25 protein-coding genes are annotated in these 25,257 nt (G+C 56.0%); 2 read left to right on the top strand and 23 right to left on the bottom strand.

Features of this window, described 5'->3' with window-relative positions; genetic code table 11:
• Positions 1-2: 2 nt before the first annotated feature.
• From nadA to KIH86_RS20975, 3 genes are all read right to left on the bottom strand, one after another.
• Positions 3-941 (bottom strand): quinolinate synthase NadA, encoded by a 939-nt coding sequence (nadA, locus tag KIH86_RS20985; RefSeq protein ID WP_223088619.1) that lies wholly within the window; start codon positions 939-941, stop codon positions 3-5.
• 265 nt (positions 942-1,206) lie between these two features.
• Positions 1,207-1,926, bottom strand: a complete 720-nt coding sequence (locus KIH86_RS20980) for an SDR family oxidoreductase (RefSeq protein ID WP_223088620.1) — start codon at positions 1,924-1,926, stop codon at positions 1,207-1,209.
• 42 nt (positions 1,927-1,968) lie between these two features.
• The gene (locus KIH86_RS20975; RefSeq protein ID WP_223088621.1) at positions 1,969-2,523 is read right to left on the bottom strand and encodes an NAD(P)H-dependent oxidoreductase; all 555 of its coding nucleotides are present in this window, start codon (positions 2,521-2,523) and stop codon (positions 1,969-1,971) included.
• 174 nt (positions 2,524-2,697) lie between these two features.
• On the opposite strand from KIH86_RS20975, the gene KIH86_RS20970 reads away from it, so the two are divergent.
• Positions 2,698-3,042 (top strand): winged helix-turn-helix transcriptional regulator, encoded by a 345-nt coding sequence (locus tag KIH86_RS20970; protein ID WP_223088622.1) that lies wholly within the window; start codon positions 2,698-2,700, stop codon positions 3,040-3,042.
• A gap of 101 nt (positions 3,043-3,143) precedes the next feature.
• On the opposite strand, the gene ftsH is transcribed toward KIH86_RS20970, so the two are convergent.
• From ftsH to pth, 20 genes are all read right to left on the bottom strand, one after another.
• Positions 3,144-5,198: an ATP-dependent zinc metalloprotease FtsH gene (gene ftsH / locus KIH86_RS20965; RefSeq protein WP_223088623.1), complete on the bottom strand. Its 2,055-nt coding sequence runs from the start codon at positions 5,196-5,198 to the stop codon at positions 3,144-3,146.
• Between the two features lie 112 nt (positions 5,199-5,310).
• Positions 5,311-5,850, bottom strand: a complete 540-nt coding sequence (gene hpt, locus KIH86_RS20960) for a hypoxanthine phosphoribosyltransferase (RefSeq protein WP_223088624.1) — start codon at positions 5,848-5,850, stop codon at positions 5,311-5,313.
• A 22-nt stretch (positions 5,851-5,872) separates the two neighbouring features.
• Entirely contained in the window at positions 5,873-7,333 is a 1,461-nt protein-coding gene (gene tilS / locus KIH86_RS20955) for a tRNA lysidine(34) synthetase TilS (RefSeq protein WP_223088625.1), read from the bottom strand.
• A 106-nt stretch (positions 7,334-7,439) separates the two neighbouring features.
• The gene (locus KIH86_RS20950) at positions 7,440-8,381 is read right to left on the bottom strand and encodes a serine/threonine protein kinase (RefSeq protein WP_235775523.1); all 942 of its coding nucleotides are present in this window, start codon (positions 8,379-8,381) and stop codon (positions 7,440-7,442) included.
• Positions 8,365-9,105: a vWA domain-containing protein gene (locus KIH86_RS20945; RefSeq protein WP_223088627.1), complete on the bottom strand. Its 741-nt coding sequence runs from the start codon at positions 9,103-9,105 to the stop codon at positions 8,365-8,367. Before KIH86_RS20945 ends, KIH86_RS20950 begins: the two co-directional genes overlap by 17 nt.
• Before the next feature lie 106 nt (positions 9,106-9,211).
• On the bottom strand, positions 9,212-11,719 hold the full coding sequence (gene spoIIE, locus KIH86_RS20940; RefSeq protein WP_223088628.1) for a stage II sporulation protein E: 2,508 nt from the start codon (positions 11,717-11,719) through the stop codon (positions 9,212-9,214).
• 497 nt (positions 11,720-12,216) lie between these two features.
• Entirely contained in the window at positions 12,217-12,702 is a 486-nt protein-coding gene (locus tag KIH86_RS20935; RefSeq protein WP_223088629.1) for a S1 domain-containing RNA-binding protein, read from the bottom strand.
• Positions 12,703-12,846: 144 nt separating this feature from the next.
• Positions 12,847-13,179 (bottom strand): FtsB family cell division protein, encoded by a 333-nt coding sequence (locus tag KIH86_RS20930; protein WP_223088630.1) that lies wholly within the window; start codon positions 13,177-13,179, stop codon positions 12,847-12,849.
• A gap of 23 nt (positions 13,180-13,202) precedes the next feature.
• A complete protein-coding gene (gene yabQ, locus KIH86_RS20925) occupies positions 13,203-13,766 on the bottom strand; it encodes a spore cortex biosynthesis protein YabQ (RefSeq protein ID WP_223088631.1) in 564 nt (187 codons plus the stop codon).
• Positions 13,763-14,047: a sporulation protein YabP gene (gene yabP, locus KIH86_RS20920; RefSeq protein ID WP_223088632.1), complete on the bottom strand. Its 285-nt coding sequence runs from the start codon at positions 14,045-14,047 to the stop codon at positions 13,763-13,765. Before yabP ends, yabQ begins: the two co-directional genes overlap by 4 nt.
• 48 nt (positions 14,048-14,095) lie before the next feature.
• On the bottom strand, positions 14,096-14,221 hold the full coding sequence (locus KIH86_RS29885) for a hypothetical protein (RefSeq protein ID WP_262416674.1): 126 nt from the start codon (positions 14,219-14,221) through the stop codon (positions 14,096-14,098).
• Between the two features lie 57 nt (positions 14,222-14,278).
• Complete coding sequence (locus KIH86_RS20915; RefSeq protein WP_038692848.1) at positions 14,279-14,557, bottom strand: RNA-binding S4 domain-containing protein; 279 nt, start codon at positions 14,555-14,557, stop codon at positions 14,279-14,281.
• Positions 14,557-14,829, bottom strand: a complete 273-nt coding sequence (locus KIH86_RS20910; protein ID WP_038692847.1) for an HU family DNA-binding protein — start codon at positions 14,827-14,829, stop codon at positions 14,557-14,559. The genes KIH86_RS20915 and KIH86_RS20910 overlap by 1 nt, the downstream gene beginning before the upstream one ends.
• Before the next feature lie 196 nt (positions 14,830-15,025).
• Positions 15,026-16,522 (bottom strand): bifunctional methyltransferase/pyrophosphohydrolase YabN, encoded by a 1,497-nt coding sequence (gene yabN, locus KIH86_RS20905; RefSeq protein ID WP_223088633.1) that lies wholly within the window; start codon positions 16,520-16,522, stop codon positions 15,026-15,028.
• An 81-nt stretch (positions 16,523-16,603) separates the two neighbouring features.
• On the bottom strand, positions 16,604-18,349 hold the full coding sequence (locus tag KIH86_RS20900) for a putative polysaccharide biosynthesis protein (protein ID WP_223088634.1): 1,746 nt from the start codon (positions 18,347-18,349) through the stop codon (positions 16,604-16,606).
• 138 nt (positions 18,350-18,487) lie between these two features.
• Complete coding sequence (gene spoVT, locus KIH86_RS20895) at positions 18,488-19,030, bottom strand: stage V sporulation protein T (protein ID WP_223088635.1); 543 nt, start codon at positions 19,028-19,030, stop codon at positions 18,488-18,490.
• Between the two features lie 211 nt (positions 19,031-19,241).
• On the bottom strand, positions 19,242-20,291 hold the full coding sequence (locus KIH86_RS20890; protein ID WP_223088636.1) for a peptidylprolyl isomerase: 1,050 nt from the start codon (positions 20,289-20,291) through the stop codon (positions 19,242-19,244).
• A complete protein-coding gene (mfd, locus tag KIH86_RS20885) occupies positions 20,278-23,802 on the bottom strand; it encodes a transcription-repair coupling factor (protein ID WP_223088637.1) in 3,525 nt (1,174 codons plus the stop codon). The genes KIH86_RS20890 and mfd overlap by 14 nt, the downstream gene beginning before the upstream one ends.
• Before the next feature lie 248 nt (positions 23,803-24,050).
• Positions 24,051-24,281, bottom strand: a complete 231-nt coding sequence (locus KIH86_RS20880; RefSeq protein WP_223088638.1) for an anti-sigma-F factor Fin family protein — start codon at positions 24,279-24,281, stop codon at positions 24,051-24,053.
• 73 nt (positions 24,282-24,354) lie between these two features.
• Positions 24,355-24,915 (bottom strand): aminoacyl-tRNA hydrolase, encoded by a 561-nt coding sequence (pth, locus tag KIH86_RS20875; protein ID WP_223088639.1) that lies wholly within the window; start codon positions 24,913-24,915, stop codon positions 24,355-24,357.
• Positions 24,916-25,002: 87 nt separating this feature from the next.
• Between pth and KIH86_RS20870 the strand changes: the two genes are divergently transcribed.
• Positions 25,003-25,203, top strand: a complete 201-nt coding sequence (locus KIH86_RS20870) for a hypothetical protein (RefSeq protein ID WP_223088640.1) — start codon at positions 25,003-25,005, stop codon at positions 25,201-25,203.
• The last annotated feature ends 54 nt before the right edge of the window (positions 25,204-25,257 follow it).

The following is a 25,257-nucleotide window of genomic DNA, read 5'->3' as shown; positions in this document are numbered from 1 at the left end:
TGCTACTTGACTTGTAGCATGCGCTCTAAGGACAATCTGGCTTTGTCTGCGACAGCCTCCGGCACATAAATCTGCGGCTTCATCGTCTCCAGGCATTTCACCAGTTTTTTGAGATTGTTGACCTTCATGTTCGGACACACAAGGAATTTAGAAGCAAAATGAAATGCCTTGTCCGGGCTGTCATTTCGCAGCTGATAACCCGTTCCGTCTTCGGTTCCGACGATAAATTCGCGAGTCTCCGACTTCTTGCAGTAATCGATAATGGCGGTGGTGCTGCCGACAAAATCGCCCATAGCCACGACTTCAGGACGGCATTCAGGATGTACAACGAACTCGGCGTTCGGGTACTTGGCCTTCATTTCCACAACATCCTTAACGGTCAGCATATCATGAGTGTTGCAGTAGCCTTCCCAAATGATGAGCTTCTTGCCGGTCTTCTCCTGAACATAATGGCCCAGATTCTTGTCGGGGACCCAGATGATCTCCTCGGCGTCCACGGATTCAATCACCCGCACCGCGTTGGCAGAGGTACAGCAAATATCGGTCTCCGCCTTGATCTCGGCGGAAGAATTGATGTAAGTGACAACCTTCGCGTTCGGATGCTTGGCCTTCAGCTTGCGAAGACCGTCTACGTTCACCATATCGGCCATCGGGCAGCCCGCACGTTCGTCCGGAATCAGCACCGTCTTGTTCGGAGCCAGAATTTTGGCGCTTTCTCCCATGAAATGCACACCGCAGAATACAATTACTTCCGCATCGGTCGCCGCCGCCTTTTGAGCCAGCAAAAAGGAGTCTCCCCGGAAATCGGCAACCTCCTGAATTTCATCGCGCTGATAATAGTGAGCCAGAATAATGGCATTCCGTTCCTTCTTGAGCTGTTCCAAGCGTTCACGCAGTTCACGGTTCTGTTCCTGCCTACGTTCCAGCGCCAGAGCTTCCACTGTTCACGTTCCCCCTTATGTCTTGACGCTATGCCTGCAGCACAGCCCATCTGTCGGTAAACCGGTTATTAAATCTGAAGCAGGTTTATGAAAAAGATTAGACTTCGTAATATTTATCACTAATGTACACAACTGTCTACTTCGTGTCAATCGGGTGAAACACCCGGCGACAGCCGCGCCGCAGGCGGGAACAAGCGCATTCTTCCCTAATATAAAAAAGCCGCGGAAACGCCGGATATCGAATCCGGCGTTTCCGCGGCTTCCATTAAGCCAGTATATGACCGCCTTCCACATGCAGCACCGTCCCGGTTACGAAGCCATTGCCGATCAGGTACACGACGCCTTTGGCGACATCCTCGGCAGCGCCAACCCTTTTTACCGGAAGCTTGGCGGCAACCGATTCATAGAATTGGCTCCGCGCCTCCTCCTGCATGCCGCTGCGCGAAGGCGTATCAATAATGCCCGGTGATACCACATTGACGCGGATCGGAGCCAGCTCCAGCGCAAGGGTCTGCCCGAGAGACGATACAGCGGAGTTCACGGCGCCCAGCACCGAAGAACCCACCATCGCCTTATAGGCGACGACTCCCGAGAACAGCGTGACCGATCCGCCCGCGGATAGATGGGGAACGCCGTATTTCACCGCCAGGTACTGCCCCCAGAATTTATTGTCGAACAGCTGGCGGGCCGCCGCCGTATCCGTCTGAAGAAACGCTCCGCCCGATGTCTCAGCCGCGCTGACCACCAGATGATCGAAGACGCCGATACTGTCAAAAAGCTGCTTCACCTGTTCCTCCTTCATCATATCAACCTGACGGGATTCCGCTCCCGGCCCCAGGCTTGCCACCGCCTGTTCCAGCTTCTCCGCTGAACGGCTGGCGATCACGACCTGATTTCCAAGCGCCAGCAGCTGTCTGGCCGTTTCCAGTCCGATTCCCGAGCTGCCACCGATAATGACAATCTTCTGATTCGTTACATTCGGCATTTAATGCTCCTCCTTTTTGTCCATCCCATTGTTAATGGTAAGTTAAGCGCCTGTCACTACCTCATTCAGGTGGCGCTGAAGACCTGTAACATAATCTTCGATACGCGGATTTTTGATCACGTCATAGCAGGCATAGCTTCTCAGCGGCTTCATCCCGACATACTCCTGAACCCGGTGAAGATGGCGTAGCGCCTCTTCCAAATCGGCTCCTCTGAAGAACTGGCCGGGATCGCCAAAGGCTTGCTCCGGAGCGTTCCAGGTTGTGGAGAACATATACTTCGTTCCGGTCAGCAGACCGCCCCGGCCATAAGATCCGGCTCCTTCGAAGAACGTTCCCGGGGCGTAGACTTCATCCATATAAGTCTTCATCAGCCCCGGAACGCTGAACCAATAAATCGGGGTCTGAAAAATAACGAGATCTGCCCACAGGAACTTGTTCCGTTCTTCTTCAATGTCGTATCCGTGCTGAACCGTTGTGGTCCGCACCTCGCCTTGTTCGCTTAACTCGGCGGCTATTGTATCGGCAAGCGTCTGATTCAGTCTTCCCTCCGCACCGGCATATTTCTGGTGCCCGTTGATTACGAGGAAATTCTTCAATGCCTTCACTCCCTCTCAAACAACAAATGTTATTTTGAATGGCCATTCGTCGATATTATAAAATGCAATAGTTCATTTTGGGAAGTAGTGATATTTATTTCATATAGTTTCTGAAAGGGAAGTTTTGTGGTATGATTGGATTTATCAGAAATAAATAGGTGAGGAGGCTGTCGAATGGATATTTCGGGTCCGGAGATAATTGAGCTGACGAAAGGAACGCCGGGCGAGCCCTGTCCGATCGCCAGAACGCTGGACATTATCGGAACGAAGTGGACCTTTCTCATTATCCGCGATCTGCTGATCGAAGGGACGCTCCGGTTCAGCGATCTGCTGAAATCACTGGAAGGAATTAGCCCCAAGACGCTCTCTCTGCGGCTCAAGGAACTGGAGGATCACGGCATCGTGAATCGAAAGGTGTATCCGGAGGTTCCTCCTCGCGTCGAGTACAGCTTGACGGATAAGGGCCGGCAGCTGGAGGGAATTTTTATCGAGCTGAAACGCTTTGGCATTAGTCTGTAGGGATAAGCGAGGCAGGACGCGTCAAGTCATCATACATGCTCTATACAAGAAAAAAGAAGCCCGGAGAACGTCGTGTTCTCCGGGCTTCTTCTGCTTTATTGTTAGCTTAGGCTGCTTCCGCCGCCGCTGCCATCGGTATTGTCTTTATCTCCGCCGTCTTGCTGCGGATTGTTCGGTATATCCTTCGGCGCATCGCCAAGCGTAGCGCTCTGCTCCTCGGATTTACCCTGGATACGGACTTTGACGTCACCGATGGAATCGATGAGCGGCTCCGCACCGTCATTAGTCGTTCCCTCGCCGCCTTCCGGCTTGCCGTCCTCGGTCAGGTAGCCCTGCTCGATCAGCTCTTTAATCTGCTCAAGCTCAAGCGTCTCTTTCTCAAGCAGCGTGTTCGCAATGAGGTGCATTTCCTTGGAATGCTCCTGCAGAAGCGCTCTGCATCGTTCGTAGCATTCGTTAGTGAAGCGCTGCATTTCCTGGTCGATCTCATAAGCGATCGAATCACTGTAGTTCTGCTCGTGTCCGATATCGCGGCCGAGGAACACCTGGCCTTGACTCGTACCGAACTGCATCGGACCGAGCTTATCGCTCATGCCGTATTCCATGATCATGCTGCGGACGATCCGGGTTGCTTGCTGGAAGTCGCTGTAAGCGCCCGTACCGATTTCGCCGATGAACATTTCTTCGGCAACCCGGCCCCCGAGGAGTCCGGTAACCTTATCGAGCAATTCCTGTTTCGTAACGAGCATGCGGTCTTCCTTCGGAAGCATGATGACATATCCGCCGGCGCGTCCGCGCGGGATAATCGTAACCTTGTGAACCATATCGGCATGCTCCAGGAAGTATCCGGCGATGGTGTGGCCGGCTTCATGGTAAGCGACAATCCGTTTCTCGCGGTCGCTGATTACGCGGCTGCGTTTCTCGGTGCCGACGATAACGCGGTCGATCGCTTCATCAACTTCCCGCATGGAGATATCCTTGCGGTTGCGGCGAGCGGCCAGCAGGGCCGCTTCGTTCAGCAGGTTCTCCAGATCTGCGCCGGTGAAGCCAGTCGTGCGCTTGGCGATTACATCAAGCTTCACGTCCTTCGTCAGCGGCTTGTTGCGGGAGTGAACCTTCAGAACTGCTTCGCGTCCCTTCACATCCGGACGATCAACCGTAATCTGACGGTCAAAGCGTCCCGGACGAAGCAGCGCGGGATCGAGAATATCGGCGCGGTTCGTTGCCGCGACGATGATGATGCCTTCATTGCCGCCGAAGCCGTCCATTTCGACGAGCAGTTGGTTGAGCGTCTGCTCGCGTTCGTCATGGCCGCCGCCGAGTCCGGCGCCACGCTGGCGTCCGACAGCATCGATTTCGTCGATGAAGATAATGCAAGGCGCGTTCTTCTTCGCGTTCTCGAACAGGTCGCGGACACGGGATGCGCCGACACCGACGAACATTTCCACAAAGTCCGAACCGGAGATGCTGAAGAATGGAACGCCCGCTTCGCCCGCAACGGCGCGGGCAAGAAGGGTTTTACCAGTACCCGGAGGGCCCACAAGCAGAACGCCTTTAGGAATGCGCGCGCCAACAGCGGCGAATTTCCGGGGGTCCTTCAGGAATTCAACGACTTCGACAAGCTCCTGCTTCTCTTCATCGGCTCCCGCCACATCCTCGAATGTGACTCTCTTCTTCTCTTCGTTGTAGAGGCGGGCCTTGCTCTTCCCGAAGTTCATGACCTTGCCGCCCCCGCCTTGCGCCTGATTGAACAGGAAGAAGAACAGGATGAACATGATCACAAGCGGTATAATGGAAGACAGGAAGGTCAGCCAGATGCTGTCGCCCTCCATTTTCTTCTGGGTGAACGGAATACTGTTGCTTTCACTGGCATCCGTCAGTTCATTGATAGCCGCATCCGTAGGAGGAATATAAGTGGAGAAGCTATCCGATTTAGCCCCGTCCGGCTTCTCTTTGTAAGCGCCGGTTACGAGAAAGGCATTGCCCTCGAACTGAACCGTCAAATTCTTCACATTATTATTCTTAAGCTCCTGCCGTAACTGGTCGTATCTAGGGAAATCGGCGGCTTCATTTCCATTGCTGACGAATTGGACGATGCCCACCACGACAAGAAATAAAATCAAATAAAAACCAGAATTCCGGATGAACCGATTCATCCCCTACCTCCTCTCGCAACACTTAAGTTATTGTAACATAGCCTATCGGAACACCTCAAATAGAGGGGCTTCCGGCCGAAATGCAGCCGGGGAAGCAAGGCTTGGAAAAAGGTTATTTGGTATAGATCTCCGGTTTCAGAATCCCAATATAAGGAAGATTCCGATATTTCTCGGCATAATCCAGTCCATACCCGACAATAAATTCGTCAGGAATAACAAAACCGGTATAGTCAGCCTCCAGTTCTACCGTACGGCCTGCCGGCTTGTCGAACAGGGTAACGACCGAAACCGAAGCGGCGTTGCGATTGCGAAGGAGTTCAATCAGGTAACTCAGCGTAAGACCGCTGTCGATAATGTCTTCTACGATCAGCACATCACGGCCTTCGACCGGAACGTCCAGATCCTTGATAATCTTAACGACGCCCGAAGATCTGGTGGCGGCTCCGTAACTGGATACAGCCATGAAATCCATCTCAACAGGTACGGTAATAACTTTAACCAAATCAGCCATAAAAATAAACGCGCCTTTCAGCACGCAGATGACTAAAGGAGTGCGACCCTCATATACATCGCTCAGCTTGGCGCCGAGCTCCTTGATTCTTTCCTGGATTTGCTCTTCGCTGATCAAAACTTCTTGAATATCGTTCTGCAACCTGTGAACCTCCTAAGTTATACTATGAAAAACTGTCTGCGGCCATTACGGATGATTCCGGAGCCAGGTCTTCGAGTGACAGCAGCAGAACCGAGACCGTGCCTTGGCCAACAGCGGCATGAACCGAGCGGCGGACGCCGGGGATCCATATGATCTCGCCATGGCCGTCGCACACGATAGGGATATGTGAACGTTCAGCAGAAGGTATCTTGTCGTCAATGTAAATATCTTTTACCTTTTTGCTTCCGTTTAATCCCATGATCCTGATGGTATCTCCAGGCAGCCGCGAGCGAATCGTCAGCGGAAAGACCAGCTGATCCGAATCGAACCAGGCGTCTGCCCGGTTGCCGGAACCGCTGTAATCCAGTCCTTCTGAGCTCCCGAGGGCTGTCATGATGAGAACCTTGTTGATCTCCCCAAGCTCAAGCCGGGATTCCGGCGAAGACAGCAAATAGGAATAGCTGGCCTGACCATCCGGAGGAGACGAAAGGAAACACACCGTCTGATATTGCCGTATGCAGGTCAGTCCGCGTCCCAAATCAAGATGCCAGGACGTCTTTCTCACCTGCAGTATTCCCCGCCTTACAGCTTCAACCTTCGGAAAATCGATTTCCGGTGTATCCGCCGACAGATAATTTAATATTAGTTTAATCAAACGCCGTTGTAAAGCGGACGGCAGGGCGGTAAAACCGGCCGCTTCAAGTGTGCATTTCCCCTGTTCCTTCTGCACGATTTCCGCGAAGCTGCGGGCGGCGGCTTCTTCCATATAATCATCCTCGGCACCGGCGATTTCGGCCAGCTGCGTCAGCGAACGGGACAGCGAGGGATTGAACTCCTCCAGAAAGGGCAGAACCTTCAGACGCACGGCGTTTCGCTTGTACTTGACCTGCGAATTGCTCGCATCCTCAGCATACCGGAAACCGCGCTCCTGGCAGGCTTCTACGAGCGATGCCTTGTTCATACGAAGAAGGGGACGCACAAGTTCCATCTTTCTTTCGGTTCTTTTCCAGCGCATGCCGGCAAGTCCCGAAAGGCCGCTTCCCCGAAGCAAATGCATCAGTACAGTCTCGGCCTGGTCATCGGCATGATGAGCCAGAGCCACGGCCGCCGCGCCCCGCCGGTGCGCGGTATCAATCAGGAACCGGTAACGCATATTGCGTGCCGCTTCCTGCGGTCCCAGACCGCTTTCCTTCATATAAGCGGGGATATCGAACTCGGCGAGTTCGAAGGGAATCTCCAAGCTCTCCGCGAGGTCCCGGACCATCTCCGCCTCCATTGTGGATTCTGCCCGAAAGCCGTGATTCACATGCGCGCAGATGAGGGATAGCGGCATTCTTGTCCGGGAGATTTCATGCAGAACATGCAAAAGAGCCACAGAATCCGGCCCTCCGGACACTGCGACTACGATGGCGTCTCCGGCGCTCCACAGCTTATATTCGGCTGCTGCGTCCATAACCGAATCCACCAGTTCATTCCACTTCATTAATATCAGGCTTCCTTCCTGCCCTTAAGCCGCTATTGGCCGCGGCGGGCGGCTGCCGGCCGGCACGGCAATCGGCGTGCCTGTCCTTATGTATAATCATAGAATATTAAAAATGATAAATCCAGTATACGGTAAAAACCAGCAGGCACAAAGATAGCGCAAATGCCCCTTTGAGCCAGCCGGGAGTCGCTACCGGCTCAGGCTTGTTCCGCCCTCCCCGGAAGACATGCGTCTTCCAGACCTCTCTCGCTTCAGCGGACGCGGCAAAGCCGCCTTTAATAGCGGTCTTCAGCCAAGAGGCCAGTTTCCGGTCCGGAAGGCGGTTCGCAAGCTTCAGCAGATCCTCCCCGCTTCGCATCTGGGGAAGCTGCGAGGCAGCGGTCTTCAGCCCCGGCTCGTCCAGAAGACGAAGACAGAGCACGGCGAAGGCGAACAGGTCGTAAGCCTCGTCGCCGACTCGGCTTCCCGCGTTCCAGAAGCCGCGGTCATGCCACTCGGTGAACTGCTTCACGCTTCGCCCGATCGGGCCCGCCCCGCCGAAATCGATCAATTCGGCTTCGCCGTACTCCGATACAATGACATTCTCCGGCTTCAGGTCACCGAAGATAAAGCCGCACTCGTGCAGGGCGCACAGCCTGTCCAGCAGCTTGACTCCGATCAATCCCAGCCAGGCCGGGCCCTTCTTGGCGAGAAAGCGGTGCATAGGCATGCCCTGGACATACCTCATCACGTAAAAGGGAAATTCGCCATCCGAAGCGTCATCCGACTCCAGAAAGTAGAAGGACATCGGTTCCGGCTTCCCGGGCCGCTTCCCCTGCCTGGCCTGGCAGGACTGAAGCGAGGTCAGCACATTGATCTCCGACTGAAGATCGAGAGTGTCGTAACCGATCTTCAGCGCATATTTCTCCCGTCTGTTCTCCCGGTTCACCAGATATACGGTTCCATTCGCACCTTTTCCAAGCAGCCTGTCCACCACATACCGGTTCCCCCGCCATTTGCCGGCGATAATCTCCCCGGGAGAACGTACAGGTCTAGACGACGTATCCACCGGGCATCCCTTCTCCTTCTTCTGCGTAAGCCGCCAGGCGGCCTTGATGTTCATCTAGTGTATCATACCGGAATTGATCCAGCACCCGGAAAATGGCAGGTCCCGTAGGCGTCGTTCCCTTCATCCGGATCTTCCCGAACAGCGACCGGATGCCCGCTATATTGAGGCTCCAGTCCATATCCATCACGGCCGGCTCCCCCCCTGATCCGGGAAAATGGAACACGGAAATTTCGCTGGTCCCTTCCCGGGCCTCAAGACTAAGCGCCAGATCGCGGATAGCCTCCTCGACTGCCGCAAGCTTCGGCTTCATGCTGGCGCTTGCGTCAATCAGCAGCGCCAGCCGCAGCGGCGCCTTCTCGCTGAGGTCGTCCACCACAGTCACCATCTGGGAGCGCTTGGCGGGCGGAAGGTCCTCGATCGAGCCTTCGCCCAATATTTTTTGCACCTCTTTATTAACCGCCACCTGAATGGTTTGAACCACCGTCTTGCGGGTCATCATCTGCATCGTCTGCGCCAGCTGCGGCGAGCCGACGATCCGGCTTAGACCTCCGCCGGCCTTCGCAATATCCTCAATCTCCCTCCCCCCGAGTTCGCCAATCGTTCCATAGTCCACCACGCCGATCACATTGACGCTAACCCCCTCCTGAAATGCGTGTGCCGCCGCCATCACCGGGCTGTCGCCCACATTGGAACATCCATCTGTAATCAGCAGAATTTGTTTCATCCTCTTAACCTCCCGTTATATGAACTCTCTCTTCTCTAGTATGTCCCAGGAAGAGAGATTCCAAACGGGGGCGAAAGACAAAATCAAAGTGACGGAGCCGTTACCGTTAGCTAACTGTCCGCGGCCGTTCCATGCGCGAGAGTCCCGGAATGTGCAGCGTCGACCACTCTGGCCGGTAGTGGTCGATCCGGCTGACAACAACGGTCATATCATCATGAATTTCATTGCCCTGATAACGGATAACTTTCTCCAGCAGGCTGTCGGCGATCTCCTGGGGATCGCTTGTATCCAGCTCCTGAATCATCCGTTTCATCCAGATTTCCTTATTGACCGCATACCCGGGCGCGTCATAAATGCCGTCGGTCATCATAATAAGGATGTCGCCCGCCTGCAGCTGCATCGTAACGAACTCGACTTCGATGTCCTGAATGATGCCGATCGGCAGATTGCTGGCGGTGACCGGAAGGACCTCGCCTCCCCGCTTGATGAAGCTGGGCGCCGAGGCGATCTTCATGAAGGTCGTCTGGGCGGAATACTGGTCGATCAGCGCCATGTCCACCGTCGCATAGAATTCCTCGGGCGAGCGCAGAAGCAGAATCGAATTGACGGACTTTACCGCCAGCCGCTCGTCCATGCCCGATTGAAGCAGCTTCTCCAGCATGCCGAGCGCTGCGCTGCTCTCCATTCGCGCGCGCTCCCCGTTGCCCATGCCGTCGCTCACCGACACCGCAAATGTCCCGTTGCCCAGCTCGGAGATACTGAAGCTGTCGCCGGATAGCATATCCCCTCCCTTAGCTGCTTCCGCCATGCCGGTGCTGACCTCATAGGCTTTGGCGGAGCCGAAGATCACCGTCGCCAGCCCTTCCCGGCTGTAAGGAGCCGTCTCGCTGATCACCGATATATTCTCCTCTAATATATCGGACAGGAGGGGGGCAATCATTTTGCGGCATTCATCGAACCCCCGGGTATAGGCATGGACAATTTCAATCTCCACGCGGCCCGGATCGAGGCTGATGATATCGATGCCCTGAATGGACAGACCCAGCGCTTCCAGCGCTTCGCGAATCTGCGCTTCCTGACGGTACATCGCCTGGCCTTCCCGCTTGATCTCCCGGGCCAGATCCTCCATGACCTGCGACACGCCGGACAGCTGCTCGGCTACAAATTTGCGGCTGTCGTATATTTGTCTCTTCCACCGCATATCATGCTGGTAGAGGTTGTATTCACTGCGCATGACCTCAAGAACCTCCTCCGTCTTGCCGCAGATCCGCGACCATTCGGCGGGCAGCTTGTCCGCCGACAGCTCGGGATTATCCTCGACGGCAGTCATCATGTCAGTCATATATTTATAGGTCTGATAAAATTTTGCATCCCAGCAATGGGTACGGCGGATGCATTTGGCGCAGGCCTCCTCGGTCACCGCATTCATGAAATGCTCCATCTCCCGATTCGCCGCTTCCACCTGACCGGCCGACGAAATCTGGCCGAAGCTGGTGGACAGCTGCCGAAATACCTGGGAGAACTGGGTCACGCGCTCGGCGGTAATATCGCGGATGCGCCGCGCATATTCATGCTGGGAGCGGCTGTGGTCGCTTGTCCCCGGCACATATCTGGCGATCGAGGTGATGATGCTGCGCGGGGTCAATATAAATAGAATCACCGCCGCGCAGGTCTCCCAGGTGGATAGGAGCATATCGCCCGGCCCGCTGAAATAGACGGACAGAATGCTTGATCCGAGCAGCATGCCAAGCGACACGGCGCCTTTGCGCCCACCCTGCAGCATGCCTGCAAGCATCCCCGAGAAGGCGAGCAGACTCATCTGATAGATCGCGTGGATATCGGCCAGACTCAGGATCAGTCCTGTCACGACGCCGACGGCGGCTCCAAGGGGAGCCCCTCCCGCCATAGCGAACAGCAGAATCAAATAGCGCGACAGAATATGCTCCAGGGACAGCCCATCCACCTTCCAGCCGACCAGTCCGGTCATAATGGAGGCGAGCATAATAATCAGGCAGAGGATTTCCTCGTTCCTCAGCGCCCGGCTTTTTGTTTTGTAGATCATAACAGGAAGGGCCTGAAGGAAGACGAGAGTCAGCACAAAAGACAGAAGGGCATTCAGTGTTGTCATCATTAAGGCGTACCAGGAAAGGGATGGCCCGATCACGCTCTGGAAGAGTCCGACCATGAACGAGGAGACGAAGACCATAACCGGAGCATAGGCGAGGTCGATCCGCTGAAAGGCCTTCAACCCTTTGTACAGCAGAATGAAGAGGATAAGCTCCGCAGCGATCACCAGCACGCCGGGGAACGGCGTGAAGAATGCTCCGCCGACAATCGCGGCGAGGACAGGCACGATGCTGTCTCTTCGCATAAAGACGACAATAGCGAAAAAAGCCACGGCGAATGGGGACAGCTCATTCAGAATCATTGCTCTGCCCAGCAGAAATCCCATGCAGCTCAAGAGAAATACCCACTTTTTGGATTCCAGCCCGCGAAGAGCCCGCCGACGGCTGCCCCACGCTTTTACGCTTTCCCACCAGGTTGACTTCTCTTCTTCTCCAATGCTTTCTGCTCTTGTCCATTCCGGGAATTTTACCACATTGCTCTTCTCCATCGATTAAGCACCACCCGTTTAAGAGTAAAATCCAAAGCCCCTTGCCGGAGGACTGCCCTGGATTTCCTTTTGGTGGACCCATTATATCTGGATGACTCTGGAAAGTTTGTCAGAACAAGAGGCTCGGACACAAGAAATTTCCGACAAAAAAGTTCGGAATGCCGAACGCTTGTCAGCGCTCTCTTTCCCTTGCCCGGCGCTTGTCCATGCGTTCTCCAGAACAGTAACCCCCGACAAACGGCGTCCCCGATTCGTCAGCGAATGGGGCGGGCTTTCGTGGAATGGCCTTGGATGCTGTCGCAAATTTCCTTCGAGCCGACAAATTCACCGCCACCCGGGACAAATCCGGGCCTTTTGACGCCATTATTCATTCCCGGCTTCCCCTAGACCACAACCCGCAGAGGGAGGGCTCAGACGAGAAGATGGAAGGTTCGGACGGGGAAAAAGAAAAAAACCGCAGCGGACTTGATGCCCCTGCGGTTGTTGCATGTTATGGATTAGACGCGTTTGGCTCCACGGCCGCCGCGCTTACCTTCCGTATTCTTCTTGAGAGAAGACATCCGTTCTTCACTGTCTTTAAGGAAGCGTGACATTTTATCCTCGAATGAAGGTTTACCGGCTGCTGGCTTGAATGGACGACCTCCCCGTTCACGATTGTAGCCGCCACCACCACCACCGCCGAAACGGTCACCGCCGCCTGGACGATCCGGTCTTGGCGCTCTCGGCGGTCTTGCCTCCGAAGCCGGCTTGTCGACTGCCTGCTTGATGGAAAGACCGATCTTGCCGTCCTTGTCGACATTGATCACCTTAACCGTTACCACGTCATTAATCTTCAGATGATCGTTGACATCCTTGACGTAATTATCGGCGATTTCCGAGATGTGAACGAGACCTGTGACACCTCCTGACAGATCTACAAACGCTCCGAAATGCGTGATGCCTGTCACCTTGCCCTCTAACTTGGTGCCCACTTCAATTGCCATAGAATAAAATGATCCTCCCTTAAAAATATACAGACTTAAGATTAGAAAAATCCAGTCTGCGGTGATTTGATTATACAGGAAAGCGCATTGCAAGGCAACATAGCGAAAAGCCTCTTTTTTCTAAAAAGAGAAAGGCTTTACGGCTCATTCGCCGGATTGTTCGGTCCGGATCGGAATCTCGCCTTTGGGATAGATGTTAAACCACTTGCGCGCCAGTTGGCCGACATACTCGTCGTCATTAAGACGCGACACCTCATATTTCAGCTGATTCAGTGAAGCGTTCACCTGTTCACCGGCAGCCTGCTTCTTGGCCAGGTCCTCACTCTTGTCCGCAATCAAAGCACCCTGGGCGAAGAATATGTAGCCGGCCCACCCGAAGAACACCGCCATCACGGCCATCCAGAGAAATCTTCTTCTCTTCGCGCCCGCCGCGGCGCTCCCCCCAGCCTGCTTCTCTTCCGGAGAAAATCTGTTCATTAGAGCGGTCCTCCCATTAAAGGTCAGCGTTGTTTTCTTGCGGCAATCCAAGCCTTCAATTTGGTCAGCGGCGCGCTGCCCAGCAGCCGTTCATAGAGAGGGGTCAGCCATTTAACGGGAAAATGCCACAGCGGACGGGTCAGCCACAGCACAAGCTTCAGCAATTTCCAGAGCACGGCCGCAAGCAGACGCAGCGTCCAGCGCGTTAGTCGCCATATTCCCATTAACGGCATGCCAATCACAATGCCCAGCAGCTTCACCAGCAGTCTCCACACCCGCTGAACCACCTGAATTAACATTACCACAAATTTCTGGACCGTAACACTGAAGATTAAAAAATATACCCATACACCCAGAAACAATCCAAGAAAAGCGTAAAAGCGAAGCTGGCCCTGATTGCCCTCGTACAACAGGCGGAAGACAAGCAGAGCCGAAGCAAGCCAATAGAGCAGGTCGAGAACGGCCATGAGCCATCCCGGAAAACGCAGCCGCTGGGACAGCACCCGGTACGCGTCAAAGGCGAACCCCATCATTGCGCCGGCGCCCGCCAGGTACAGCAGTGTCATCCACTGCACAGCCGGATTCATTTGAACAGCTTGCCGAGCAGCCCTTTATTCTTATCCTTCGCTCCCGGTTCCACATAAACCACCGATTGGACATTCCCTTCCAGCGACAGCAGCCCGTTCTCCAGACTGAGGTTCTTGATATGTAAATGGCTGCCGCGGATGCTTAAGGTCCCAAGCTCCGTCTGAAGCAGAAACTCCCCGCTGTCGAAGCTCTCCACATTCTGCACACCCGTCAGATCTACCGCCTTGCGGCTGCGCATATGCAGATCATGCTGCTTGACGTTTTTTCCAGGTTCGATCATGGCCTGTACCCCTCCTTCTAGTCCTAGCATATGGCCATCCGTACCCGTTTAGAACAGGCCCGCCTGCGTCCTTTTGCGCAGCACTTCCAGGCTGGGAGCGATCAGGTTGCCAAGCCCCTCTTTAGCAGCAGTCTTTCTTGCAAGATCAGGAATCCGGGCCTTTGAAGTCCGCACATTAAAAAAAGCGCCCCGCTTAAGCGGGAACGCTTCTTCCGAGAAAAAAGGGGCCGTCTACCAATCCAATCCGTTGCTCTTCTGGATCGGCTCTTCGCGGAGCACGGTGTACATGCCGGCAGCTTCGTCCTTACGGGTCGTTTCGACCAGCTTCTCGACGCGTACCGTCACGAGCTTCTGTCCGAACTGGACCGTGATTTCATCGCCGATCTTCACGCTAGCGCTCGGCTTCGATTCTTTGCCGTTGATCAGCACCCGGCCTTGCTCGGACACATCCTTCGCCACCGTGCGGCGCTTGATGAGACGGGATACCTTCAAAAATTTGTCGAGGCGCATTAGTTGACGGCTTCTTTAAGCTTGCCGCCGGCCTTGAACGCCGGGACGTTGGATTCAGGAATGTCGATGACCGTGCCCGTCTGCGGGTTGCGGCCTGTCCGGCCGGAGCGCTTGCGGGTTTCGAAAGTGCCGAAACCGATCAGCTGGACTTTATCGCCCTTGGAGAGGGCTTCCGTAATTTCACCAAGAAAGCCGTTGAGCACCAGCTCCACGTCTTTTTTGGACAAGCCGTTTTTCTCGGAAATGTTGTTGATCAGATCTGTTTTGTTCATAACTTAGCGTTCCTCCCGGAAATGAAAAAAATAAGGAAACGTTCGATCTTTAGCCAAGCTTTGACGAAGACCGCCGTTCCATCTTAATGGTATTCTGGATGCCTTGTCAAATTCCTGCCGCAGCTTGCGTTTTTCGGACAGAATTTGGCAGGTCCAAGCGATTCAGTGCTTACCCGGAGCAGCTCCGTGCCGGGCTTCAGGCCCGTTCGACTCCTTTGGCCTCCTGCCAGAGCGCCTCCATTTCATCCAGAGTGCTGTCCTTGGGCGATGTGCCCTGCTCTCGCAGTCTGCGCTCAATATACCGGAACCGTTCGACAAATTTGCGATTGGTGCGCGTCAGCGCCTCCTCCGGATCAGCGTCGATAAACCGGGCGGCGTTCGTTGCCGCGAACAGCAGGTCTCCAAGCTCCAGCATCTGCTCCTCCTGCGGAGAGCCGGAGGCGATTGCTTCCTTCAGTTCATCGAGTTCTTCCTGAACCTTGGCGAGCACATCCCCGACATTCCCCCAATCGAAGCCGACCTTGGATGCCTTCTTCTGAAGCTTGTAGGCCTTCATCAGAGCCGGCAGATCGCGGGGAACGCCGTCCAGCGCCGACTGCTCCTCGAGCTCGATACCCTTCCGGCGCTTCTCCTCGGCCTTCATGCCTTCCCAGTTCTGCAGCGCCGCCTCCGCGTCGGCCGCATCCTTGTCACCGAACACATGCGGATGACGGAAGATCAGCTTGCCGTTCAACGCCTCGATTACGTCGAATACGTCGAACGCGCCCAATTCTTCCTCCATCTGCGAATGAAGCATAATCTGCAGCATAAGATCGCCGAGTTCCTCTTTCATATGCTCGGGATCGTCCTCGTCGATTGTCTCCAGCACCTCGTACGTTTCTTCGATCAGGTTCTTGCGAAGCGAGTCATGCGTCTGCTCCCGGTCCCAAGGGCAGCCGCCCGGACTGCGCAGGATGCCGACGATTTCGTGAAGCCGGGCGAATGTGCGCTGCCGCAGCCGGTCGGAGCGGTCCGCCGGAATATAGATCAGCGACAGATTGCCGTAGCCTTCCTGGCGGTCCAGCTCATAGAGCGGCACGCGCAGAATCTGTTCCTCGCCCTCCACTCCAAGAGCATGTCCCACTACTACCTCATATTCAGGCGGATAGATTTCCATCAGGCACAGCTTCGCCTCGGAAGCCGTATAGGTGTCATAGACCTGGCCAATCAGCGTATGCAGCTCCGGCTGAAGCTGCGAACGGGTAATGCCGGTAGCGTCCAGCAGCTGGAAGCCCTCGATCGGATCGAAGCCGAGGCGCAGAAACGCTTCGTCGAGAAAGCTCTCGCCGCCCAGCACCGTCAGCTCGATGGATTCTTCCGCGCAGCGCGCCCGCAGCTTGGACACGGCCGACTCGGCAACCATCGGATGACCGGGAACAGCATAGACGATCTCGTCGCCCTGCTCCCCCGAGCGTGCCTCCTCCAGCAGCTTCAGGGTAATCGCTTCGTACACTTCGGGAAAGGAAGAGAAGGACTCATACAAATGATCAAAAGACTCATAGGGAATCTCCAGCTCCTCCAGAACCTTGACCGCCGGATGCTCCCCAGTCCGCACATACACCCGGGAAGCCGCCTTCAGCTTGTTCACGATGCCCAGCGTCAGCCGGTCGGGACTGCCGGAGCCAAGTCCCGCTACCGTTAATTTTGCGCTCATGCCGATTCTCTCCTTATCGCGCCTGCCAGCCCGGCAGGCGACGTGAATTCCTTGGGCCTGTCTCCCTGACGTCCATGATCGTTAAGGAAACAGGCCCCATTTCTTGATCTTCCGGGCCAGCTTCGGGCCGAATCCCGGGAGCTGCATCAGCTCCCCTTCGTCCAGCAGCCGCAGCCGCACGGCCAGCGCGGCGAACACCAGGCAGCCTGCGGCCACGCCAAGCAGGCTCTCCCCAAGCGCCTGGATGCGGCCATGCACTCCGGCCGCGCCCAGCAGCGCGCCGCCAGCCCAGCCGGCGGCGGCCGCAGAGACGGCAAGCCCCGCGATCAGTGCCGCGGGCTTGCCGAGCCATTCGGCGGGGCGCAGCGTAAGCCCCGCCGCCTTGCGCAGCAGCCGGAGGTTCAGCCCGGCTGCCAGCGCCTGCGCGGCCACGCCTGCTATGGCCGCGCCCATAATGCCCTGCTGCGGAACGAGCAGCAGGTTCAGCGCCGCCTTCAGCGCGGCGGCGGCCAGGAAATGCAGGGCAGGGGCGCGCACATGGCCCAGGCCCTGCAGCAGCGCGGCGGAGATGAGGCTGACCGTTCCGCCAGCGGCGGTGAAGGCCAGCCAGCGGATCGTGCCGCTGCCGGCGGCGTCGCCGTACAAGGCGATGTTGATCGGCACCGCGAGTACGGCGAGCCCCGCCGAGGCGGCCAGGCCGAGCAGCCAGAACCAGCGCAGCGACAGCCGGCACCGGCTCTCGATCTCCCTGGTGTCGCCGCGAAACTTCGACTCCGCCAGCGCCGGGATGAACAGGACGGTGAGTGAGGTCGCCAGCATCGTCACGAGCTGGACGATCGGCAGCCCCCGGTTGTAAATGCCGAAATCAGCCATCGCCTGGCTCTCTCCGCCGACGTCAGCCAACAGCCTCGGCATAGTGAACACGTCCACGAGGCTGATCAGCGGCGCAGCGAGGCCGCCCAGCATGACCGGCACGCCGTAGGCCAGCAGGCTCCGGACGCTGCCGGAGCGGCTGTGAGCAGCGGCCGAAGACGCGGCGGCCGTCTCGGCAAGCGTATCCCCGCTCGCCGCTGCGGTTATCGGCGCGGAGGTTTCCGGCGCGTGCATTGTGGCTACGGCTGTGGAGGCCGCAGTTATAGCGTCTGTGGCTTCCAGTGCAGGCGCCGGCTTCCGGCTGCCCCGGCGGTGTCTGCGCCAGAACAGCAGCATGACGGCAAGCCCCGCCAGACCGCCGCCGGCCGATCCAAGCATGGCGCCGGAGGCGATCTCGCCGGCGCCCGCTCCGCTCCGCGTCAGCAGGAGCAGCAGCGTGATCATGACAGCCACCCGGGCCGATTGCTCGATGATCTGCGACACCGCTGTCGGCAGCATGTTCTGGAGGCCCTGGAAATAGCCCCGCAGGGCGGCGAGCAGCGGCACGACCGCCAGGCCGAACGCGGCGGTCCGCAGCGCCGCCACAATATGCCCGCTGCCGATGAAGCGGGCGATCAACGGAGCGCCCGCATACGTGCCGGCGGCAAGCAGCAGCCCGGCCGCCGTGGTCGTCAGCGAGGCGCGACGCAGCACCTGCCGGCTCTGCGGAGTACCGCCGCCGGCCTCGTCCTCGGCGACGTACTTCGAGACCGCCGCCGGCAGTCCCAGCATCGCTACGGTGACGAGCAGCGTATAGATCGGGTATACCGTGTTGTAGATGCCAAAGACGGCATCCCCGCCCAGATTCTGCAGCGGAATTTTTTGCAGCGTTCCAATCAGCTTCGACAGCAGAGCGGCGGCGCTCAAAATAAACGCTCCCCGCAGCAGCTTCGAGCCCGTCGCTTCTTTTTTCATATCAGCCCTACTTCGTCTGAACTGGATTTCGAATGAATTTCTATATTATACCGCAACCTCCCCTGGAACGACAAAATCCCGCCTTCATCGTTCCGGTCCGTATGCCGGAATCGAAAAGCGGGATGTGGGAAAGGACCCTTACTGCTCCATCTGCTTGCCCAAAAAACCTGCGGCCGTCTCGGCCATCTTGACTTCCATCTGCGACATTTTGACCGACTCGTCCTTATTCATCAACACCACGGCCCCGATGGGGTCGCCTCCCGAGATGATGGGAGCCGCCACATAGGAAGACAGGGTATCCTGGTAATCCTTCGTGATTTCATAAGTGCCGCTATTCGTCTCCAGCACCGTCTTTCGGCCATCCATGCATTTTTCGAGCAGCTGTCCGACCGGCTTGTCCAGATAATCCTTCTTGGAGCCGCCGGAAAGCGCGATAAAGGTATCACGGTCGGATATAAGGGTAATATGTCCGGTGCTTTCATACAGCGATTCGGCGTATTCCTTTGCGAAATCGCCCAGCTCGCCGATGGGGGAGTATTTCTTCAGGATGACCTCCCCGTCGCGGTCCACAAAAATTTCAAGCGGATCTCCTTCTCGAATCCGAAGTGTCCGTCTGATTTCTTTAGGAATAACGACCCGTCCCAAGTCGTCGATACGTCTTACAATGCCAGTAGCTTTCATTCACCTGTTGCCCCGCTTTCTTAAGAAGTATTGTGTCAACTACTGCCTTTGGTGAGGGACCCCATGATCCCGGCGTTGGTTCCTTGTTGTCTGACCATAGTATTCATCTGTTCCCAGTTCCTTATGCATAACACGAAACGGCACCGCCGAAGTTGGCGGTGCCGCTGGAAAAATCCTGAATATCGTTATTGGAATCAGCCCAGGTTCATGCTTACTTGGCGCCTGCGCTCGCGCTTGGCGAAGCAGCCGGAGCGGCAGAAGCAGCCGGAGAACCGGCCGGTGCTGCGGAAGCGGCTGGAGCAGCGCTGCTCTTCGGCAGATTGATTTTTTCGATGATGCTGTCCAGATTCTTCTCCATGAATTCCTGCAGCTTGTTCGATGCGACCGTGCTCTTGATCGTTTCCTTCTGCTGGTCGGTCAGCTGGTCAAATGTCTTCTCGGTACGGGATTCCACCTTCATGATGTGGTAACCATAGGTCGTCTCGACCGGATCGCTGATCGTATTCAGCGGAAGCGTCTGGGCCGCTTTCTTGAATTCTTCGACATAGGTGCCAAGCTCCTTGTTCTCATACAGGCCGCCGTTGTCCTTGGAGCCTGTGTCGTCCGAATATTCCTTGGCGGTCGCCGCGAAGTCCGCTCCGCCGTCCAGCTTCGCCTTCACTTCCTGGGCGCGCTTCAGCGCATCTTCCTTGCTGCGCTCCTTGTTGTTCGAATCGGTGAAGCCGACCAGAATATGACGCACCGAAGCCACGGTGAAATCGCCTTTGGTCGCTTCGAATTCTTTCTTCACTTCATCGTCAGTAACCTTTTGTATCATATCCTGGTACACGGTCAATACGCGGACCATGTAATTCTTGATCTCATCTTCCGTAACGCCCTGCTCCTTCAAGGAGCTTTCATAGGTTTCGCCAAGCCCCTGCTTGTACGATGCAATCTGTGAGTCGGCCTGCTTCTCGCCTTCCTGCTTCGCCTTGTCGTTCGCCTGTGCCGCCAAATATTCGAAGGCGACTTCCTGCTTCAGGATCGTCTCCTTGAAGGCGTCCAGATCCAGATACTGCGCCTGCTCCGGAGACAGGAGCTTCATTACCTTCACATCGGTGTCGAATTCCTTCTGCGTAATCTCGCCCCCCTTGTAGGTGGCAAGCACCGTGCTGTTGTCTTCAGCAGTTTTCTTGCCGCTGCTGCATGCCGAGAGCATGGATAACGAAAGGGCCGCTGCCAACGAGACGAACAGCACCTTCCATGGTTTATTTGACCGCATTGTGTAATTCTCCCTTCGATTTAAAAGCAGGCTTGACTTCCTTGAGGAAACGCTCGAGCAGTTCGAGCAGTTCCTTGTCGTCAAGACCTTTGGCTTTGATCCGGATCGCCGCTTTGGCATCCTTTTCAAATTGTACACGTCTTTCAAAACCATTGCCAATTTTGGCAAGCTTCGGCGTATCGATCATCGCGATCCGGTCCTCGTGGAAGCTGAGCAGCACCTCGTCGCCGCGCCGGTTCATGGAATCCAGGCCGTACATTTTGCCGAATAGCTTAAGCCGTGCGACGGACAACAGGTTCACCACCGACTCAGGCAGCTCTCCGAACCGGTCAAGCAGCTCGTCCTCCAGCTCCGCCTCGTCTTCGAAGGTCGCAACGCCGGCAACCTTCTTGTAGATCTCGATCTTTTGTACACTGTCGTAAATATACTCGGAAGGCAGATAGGCGTCAATTGCCAAATCGATGACGGTATTGCCTTCCTTGAGCGACTGATCCTCTTCGCCGAGGACGGTCACCTTGCGCTTGCGGATTTCTTCCGCCAGCATCTGGGAGTAGAGGTCGAAGCCGACCGAAGCGATGAACCCGTGCTGCTCCGCGCCCAGCAGATTGCCGGCGCCGCGGATCGACAGGTCGCGCATCGCGATCTTGAAGCCGGAGCCGAGCTCGGTGAACTCCTTGATCGACTGCAGCCGCTTCTCGGCGACTTCGGTCAGCACCTTGTCCCGCTGGTAGGTGAAATAGGCATAGGCGATCCGGTTGGACCGGCCAACCCGTCCCCGAAGCTGGTACAGCTGGGACAGGCCCATTTTATCAGCGTCATGGACAATCAGCGTATTGACGTTCGGAATATCGACTCCGGTCTCGATGATGCTTGTGCTGACCAGCACGTCGTACTCGCCGTCCAGGAAGTCGAGAATCGTCTTCTCAAGCTCCGACTCGGACATTTGGCCGTGACCGATGCCGACCCGCGCCTCCGGAACGAGCATCTGGATCTGGGAGGCCATCTCCTGGATACCCTGTACACGGTTATACAGATAATAGACCTGTCCTCCGCGTCCAAGTTCCCGTTCGACCGCCTCGCGGACCAGCGTCTGGCTGTATTCCACAACATAGGTCTGCACGGGGAAACGGTTCTCTGGCGGCGTCTCGATAACCGACAAGTCGCGTACGCCCAGCATCGACATATGAAGCGTACGGGGAATCGGAGTTGCTGTCAGCGTCAGGACGTCAACGTTGGTCTTGAGCTTCTTCAGCTTCTCCTTATGGGTGACGCCGAACCGCTGCTCTTCGTCGACGATCAGCAGGCCCAGATCCTTGAATACAAGGTCCTGGGACAGCAGGCGATGAGTTCCGATTACGATGTCTACCGTTCCCTGCCGAACGCCCTTGATCGTCTCGTTCTGCTCCTTCCGACTGCGGAACCGGCTAAGCACCTGGATATTTATCGGGTAGGAAGCGAAGCGCTCGCGGAATGTCTCGTAATGCTGCTGGGCCAGAATCGTGGTCGGTACGAGCACCGCCACCTGCTTGCCCTCAATCGCAGCCTTGAAGGCGGCGCGAATCGCCACCTCGGTCTTGCCATAGCCCACGTCGCCGCAGAGGAGACGGTCCATTGGACGGTTCTGCTCCATGTCCTTCTTGATCTCTTCGATCGCCCGCAGCTGATCCCGGGTCTCCTCATAAGGGAACATTCCCTCGAACTCGTTCTGCTCCTGCGTATCTCTCTCGAACCCATAGCCCGGCGCGCTCTGGCGTTCGGCATACAGCTTGATCAGATCGTCAGCGATATCCTGTACGGAGGAACGCACCTTATTGGTAACCCGGGTCCACTCGTTGCCCCCGAGCTTGTAAATCTTCGGCTCCTTGTCCTCGGAGCCGACGTATTTCTGAATCAGATCAATCTGCTCGATTGGAACGGACAGCTTGTCTCCCCCGGCGTACATGATGTGCATGTAGTCCCGGTGAATGCCGCTGACCTCCAACGTCCCGATGCCCATATATTTGCCGATACCATGATTCTGGTGCACGACATAATCACCGATTTTGAGCTCGGTATAGCTCTTGATCCGCTCCGCATTATCCATATGCTTCGAATTTTTGCGGGTCTTGCGCTGCTTCTGCGAGAACAGCTCACTCTCGGTAATGACTGCCAGGTGAATCGAGGGAAGCTCGAAGCCGGAACCCAGCGTTCCGAGCATAATTGTCGGCTCCTCTATGCCGTAATCGTCCAGCACGCGGCGAATCCGGTCAATCCGGTCCTCTCCGCCCGCAAGCATGACGACCTTCACACCCGACTTATGCCACCGCTCCATCTCCGATTTCAGCACATTCATCTGGCCGTGGAAATCCTGCATGCCCCGGCTGATGAAGCCTAGAATATTCTGCGGCTGCACATGCGGAACCTGGCGGAGGAAGATCGACATGAAGAGGCTTTGGAACGGGCGGTGATAAATTACTGTATCACTGTCGAGCGATAGCTCGAGATCCGGGAGCGTCTTGCCATTCTGCAGCAGATGCAGATTCCACTCCGATTCATCCCGCTCAAGCTGCTTCGCCGTTTCCAGCAGACGCGCCGGTTCGTCCAGTATAAGCAGGGTGTCTTTCTCCATGTAGTCATAGAGATGACAGCGTTCCGGATAGATCAAGGCAATATATTTATACATTTCCGGAAAATACGTGCCCTCGCGCAGAAGCTCAAGCTCCCGCCCGATCTCTTCCCGCAGCCGGATCTTGGCCTGCCGGTCGGTCGTCTTCTCCAGCTGGCGCTCCAGCAGGCCGGATGCCTTATCCGCCGCTGCGGCAAGCTGCTTCGCTCCGGCGACAATCTCTCTGGCCGGCGTGATGGTCACGCTTCTAACCTTGTCGATGGACCGCTGGTCGGCGGGATCGAATGTCCGGATGGAATCGACTTCTTCGTCAAAGAGCTCGACCCGGTACGCCAGCGGCGTATTCATCGGATAGAAATCGAGGATGCCTCCCCGGACGCTCAGTTCTCCGCGATTCTCCACTCGTTCGACACGCTCGTAGCCCATTTCAATCATGGCAATCAGGAATGACTCCAGTTCAAGCGTCCCGTCTTGTTGAACGGTAACCTGCGCGGACGCCATGACCTGCGGCGACGGCAGCAGACGCCGGACGCCCGAATAAGGCGCGACCACAATGCCCCGGAATCCCTGCGAGCATTTGTTCAGCACCTCAATACGCTGAGCCACCGTCTCTGGGCTTGAAACCGCCGCTTCGGCCGCAACAAGTTCATTGGCCGGATACAGCAGAACCTGTTCCGGGGAAAGCGCTTCCTGCAAGTCATCGGCAATTTTTTGTGCCGAGAACATGTTATGCGTCACGATAAGCATCGGCCGGGAAGTCTCTTCATGCAGAGCGCCGAGCATGATCTGCCTCGCCGATCCTGACAGACCCGAGATCAATTGCTCTTTCATTCCGGCGGCGACGCCCTTGGCTACCGACTGAAAATCGGAATCTTTGGTAAAAGCCTCAATAAGACCTTGTAACAAAAGGCGCACCTCACTTACTCAAATCGCATCTAGCGGAGCGGGCTCTTCCGCCGCTTCAACGCGCATGGAATAATAAATTTTTTAAAGATCCGGCAAACCCGGAAATAGAAGAACAAGGATACGCCGTCCGGCTTATCCCCTGATCATATAAATTAATGGCGAAGCTTATACATTCTACATTTCAAAATAAGCCTCAGCTTTTGAGCCAAGGCTTTCGGATTGTGCGTGACATCGGTAACGGCCTCCCGCTACTGAAGCGGGTTGGCCAGCAGGCTCAGCTCCGGATTATACTCCAGCGCTTCCTTGCAGTAATCGCAGGTTACCTTTACGGTAATCCCGCCTTCCGAATCATACGCTATTATATCTCTGCGTTCTGCGGGGGTCAAGGAATGAAGGCCCAGCTTCATCTCGCTGACAGCGTTTCTTGGTATGCTCCCAAGAACGGTCCGGCAGTGTCTGCACACATAGTGTATTGCCATGAATATGCCTCCTGAAGGTAGAATATACCTTCAGTATGCCCCGTTTGCTCCCCTGCTAGCCCAAGGCCTGCAATTAGCCGTTGAACTTGGCCATCGTCTGTTCATAGGTATGATCCAGACTGAATTCCAGCGCATCGCAGGTACTGCCGATCATATCCGACAGCTTCTCGCTTTCCTTCTTGGGGAAAGTCCCCAGTACATAATCGATAATGGCATAGCCCGGCTCCGGCCGTGAAATGCCCATGCGGACCCGGTTGAAGCTCTGTGTACCGGTATGCTGAATGATTGACTTGATTCCGTTATGCCCTCCGGCGCTGCCCTGGTAGCGCAGCCGGATTTTGCCCACTTCCGTATCCAGATCATCATAGACGACGATCATATCCTCAAGGGCGACCTTGTAATAATCCATATAAGCGCGAACCGCTTCGCCCGAAAGATTCATGAAGGTCATCGGCTTGATCAGCACGACCTTGGTTCCGCCGATATTTCCTTCCCCGATGACGGACTTGCACTTGTTCTGGTTAAAGGAGATGCCGTGGCGGCGCGCCAGCTCGTCCAGAGCCATAAAGCCGACATTGTGCCGGGTCTTGGCGTACTGCGGCCCCGGGTTGCCCAGACCGACAATCCATTTCATTTGTAAACCTTCCCTTTCTTGGTACAATAGAAGCATAAGGGTGCTTCAAACCCCGGAATCCATTTCAAGAAGACAGGTGATCTTTCTATGCTTCAGCAGGGTGAGCCTCTGACGCTTCACCGGCATTTCCAATACCATCTTCAGTTTGCCATTCCGGTTGAGGTGTACCGCGGCGACGAGCATGTCGATATCGGTATTCTCACGGCTGTCGACGGCAGCTTCGCCGAGCTCCAAGGCACCCTCTATAACCGAAGTATGTTCACCTTCATCTCACGGCCGGGCTTCTAGCTCTGCCGCTTCAATGCAATCTTCGCCAAACCGACAAGGGGTTACATCTCCTGC

It is taken from the genome of Paenibacillus sinensis (assembly GCF_019904155.1).
GTDB classification, from domain to species: domain Bacteria; phylum Bacillota; class Bacilli; order Paenibacillales; family Paenibacillaceae; genus Paenibacillus_AQ; species Paenibacillus_AQ sinensis.
This window is presented reverse-complemented; position numbering and strand designations above follow the sequence as displayed.

What these genes read in the sequence shown, in the direction of transcription:
- KIH86_RS20980 (WP_223088620.1), bottom strand. Translation starts at nt 1,926, where the DNA reads ATGCCGAATGTAACGAATCAGAAGATTGTCATTATCGGTGGCAGCTCG.
- KIH86_RS20970 (WP_223088622.1), top strand. Translation starts at nt 2,698, where the DNA reads ATGGATATTTCGGGTCCGGAGATAATTGAGCTGACGAAAGGAACGCCG.
- ftsH (WP_223088623.1), bottom strand. Translation starts at nt 5,198, where the DNA reads ATGAATCGGTTCATCCGGAATTCTGGTTTTTATTTGATTTTATTTCTT.
- tilS (WP_223088625.1), bottom strand. Translation starts at nt 7,333, where the DNA reads ATGAAGTGGAATGAACTGGTGGATTCGGTTATGGACGCAGCAGCCGAA.
- KIH86_RS20945 (WP_223088627.1), bottom strand. Translation starts at nt 9,105, where the DNA reads ATGAAACAAATTCTGCTGATTACAGATGGATGTTCCAATGTGGGCGAC.
- spoIIE (WP_223088628.1), bottom strand. Translation starts at nt 11,719, where the DNA reads ATGGAGAAGAGCAATGTGGTAAAATTCCCGGAATGGACAAGAGCAGAA.
- KIH86_RS20935 (WP_223088629.1), bottom strand. Translation starts at nt 12,702, where the DNA reads ATGGCAATTGAAGTGGGCACCAAGTTAGAGGGCAAGGTGACAGGCATC.
- KIH86_RS20930 (WP_223088630.1), bottom strand. Translation starts at nt 13,179, where the DNA reads ATGAACAGATTTTCTCCGGAAGAGAAGCAGGCTGGGGGGAGCGCCGCG.
- yabQ (WP_223088631.1), bottom strand. Translation starts at nt 13,766, where the DNA reads ATGAATCCGGCTGTGCAGTGGATGACACTGCTGTACCTGGCGGGCGCC.
- yabP (WP_223088632.1), bottom strand. Translation starts at nt 14,047, where the DNA reads ATGATCGAACCTGGAAAAAACGTCAAGCAGCATGATCTGCATATGCGC.
- KIH86_RS20915 (WP_038692848.1), bottom strand. Translation starts at nt 14,557, where the DNA reads ATGCGCCTCGACAAATTTTTGAAGGTATCCCGTCTCATCAAGCGCCGC.
- KIH86_RS20910 (WP_038692847.1), bottom strand. Translation starts at nt 14,829, where the DNA reads ATGAACAAAACAGATCTGATCAACAACATTTCCGAGAAAAACGGCTTG.
- yabN (WP_223088633.1), bottom strand. Translation starts at nt 16,522, where the DNA reads ATGAGCGCAAAATTAACGGTAGCGGGACTTGGCTCCGGCAGTCCCGAC.
- KIH86_RS20900 (WP_223088634.1), bottom strand. Translation starts at nt 18,349, where the DNA reads ATGAAAAAAGAAGCGACGGGCTCGAAGCTGCTGCGGGGAGCGTTTATT.
- spoVT (WP_223088635.1), bottom strand. Translation starts at nt 19,030, where the DNA reads ATGAAAGCTACTGGCATTGTAAGACGTATCGACGACTTGGGACGGGTC.
- KIH86_RS20890 (WP_223088636.1), bottom strand. Translation starts at nt 20,291, where the DNA reads ATGCGGTCAAATAAACCATGGAAGGTGCTGTTCGTCTCGTTGGCAGCG.
- KIH86_RS20880 (WP_223088638.1), bottom strand. Translation starts at nt 24,281, where the DNA reads ATGGCAATACACTATGTGTGCAGACACTGCCGGACCGTTCTTGGGAGC.
- pth (WP_223088639.1), bottom strand. Translation starts at nt 24,915, where the DNA reads ATGAAATGGATTGTCGGTCTGGGCAACCCGGGGCCGCAGTACGCCAAG.
- KIH86_RS20870 (WP_223088640.1), top strand. Translation starts at nt 25,003, where the DNA reads ATGCTTCAGCAGGGTGAGCCTCTGACGCTTCACCGGCATTTCCAATAC.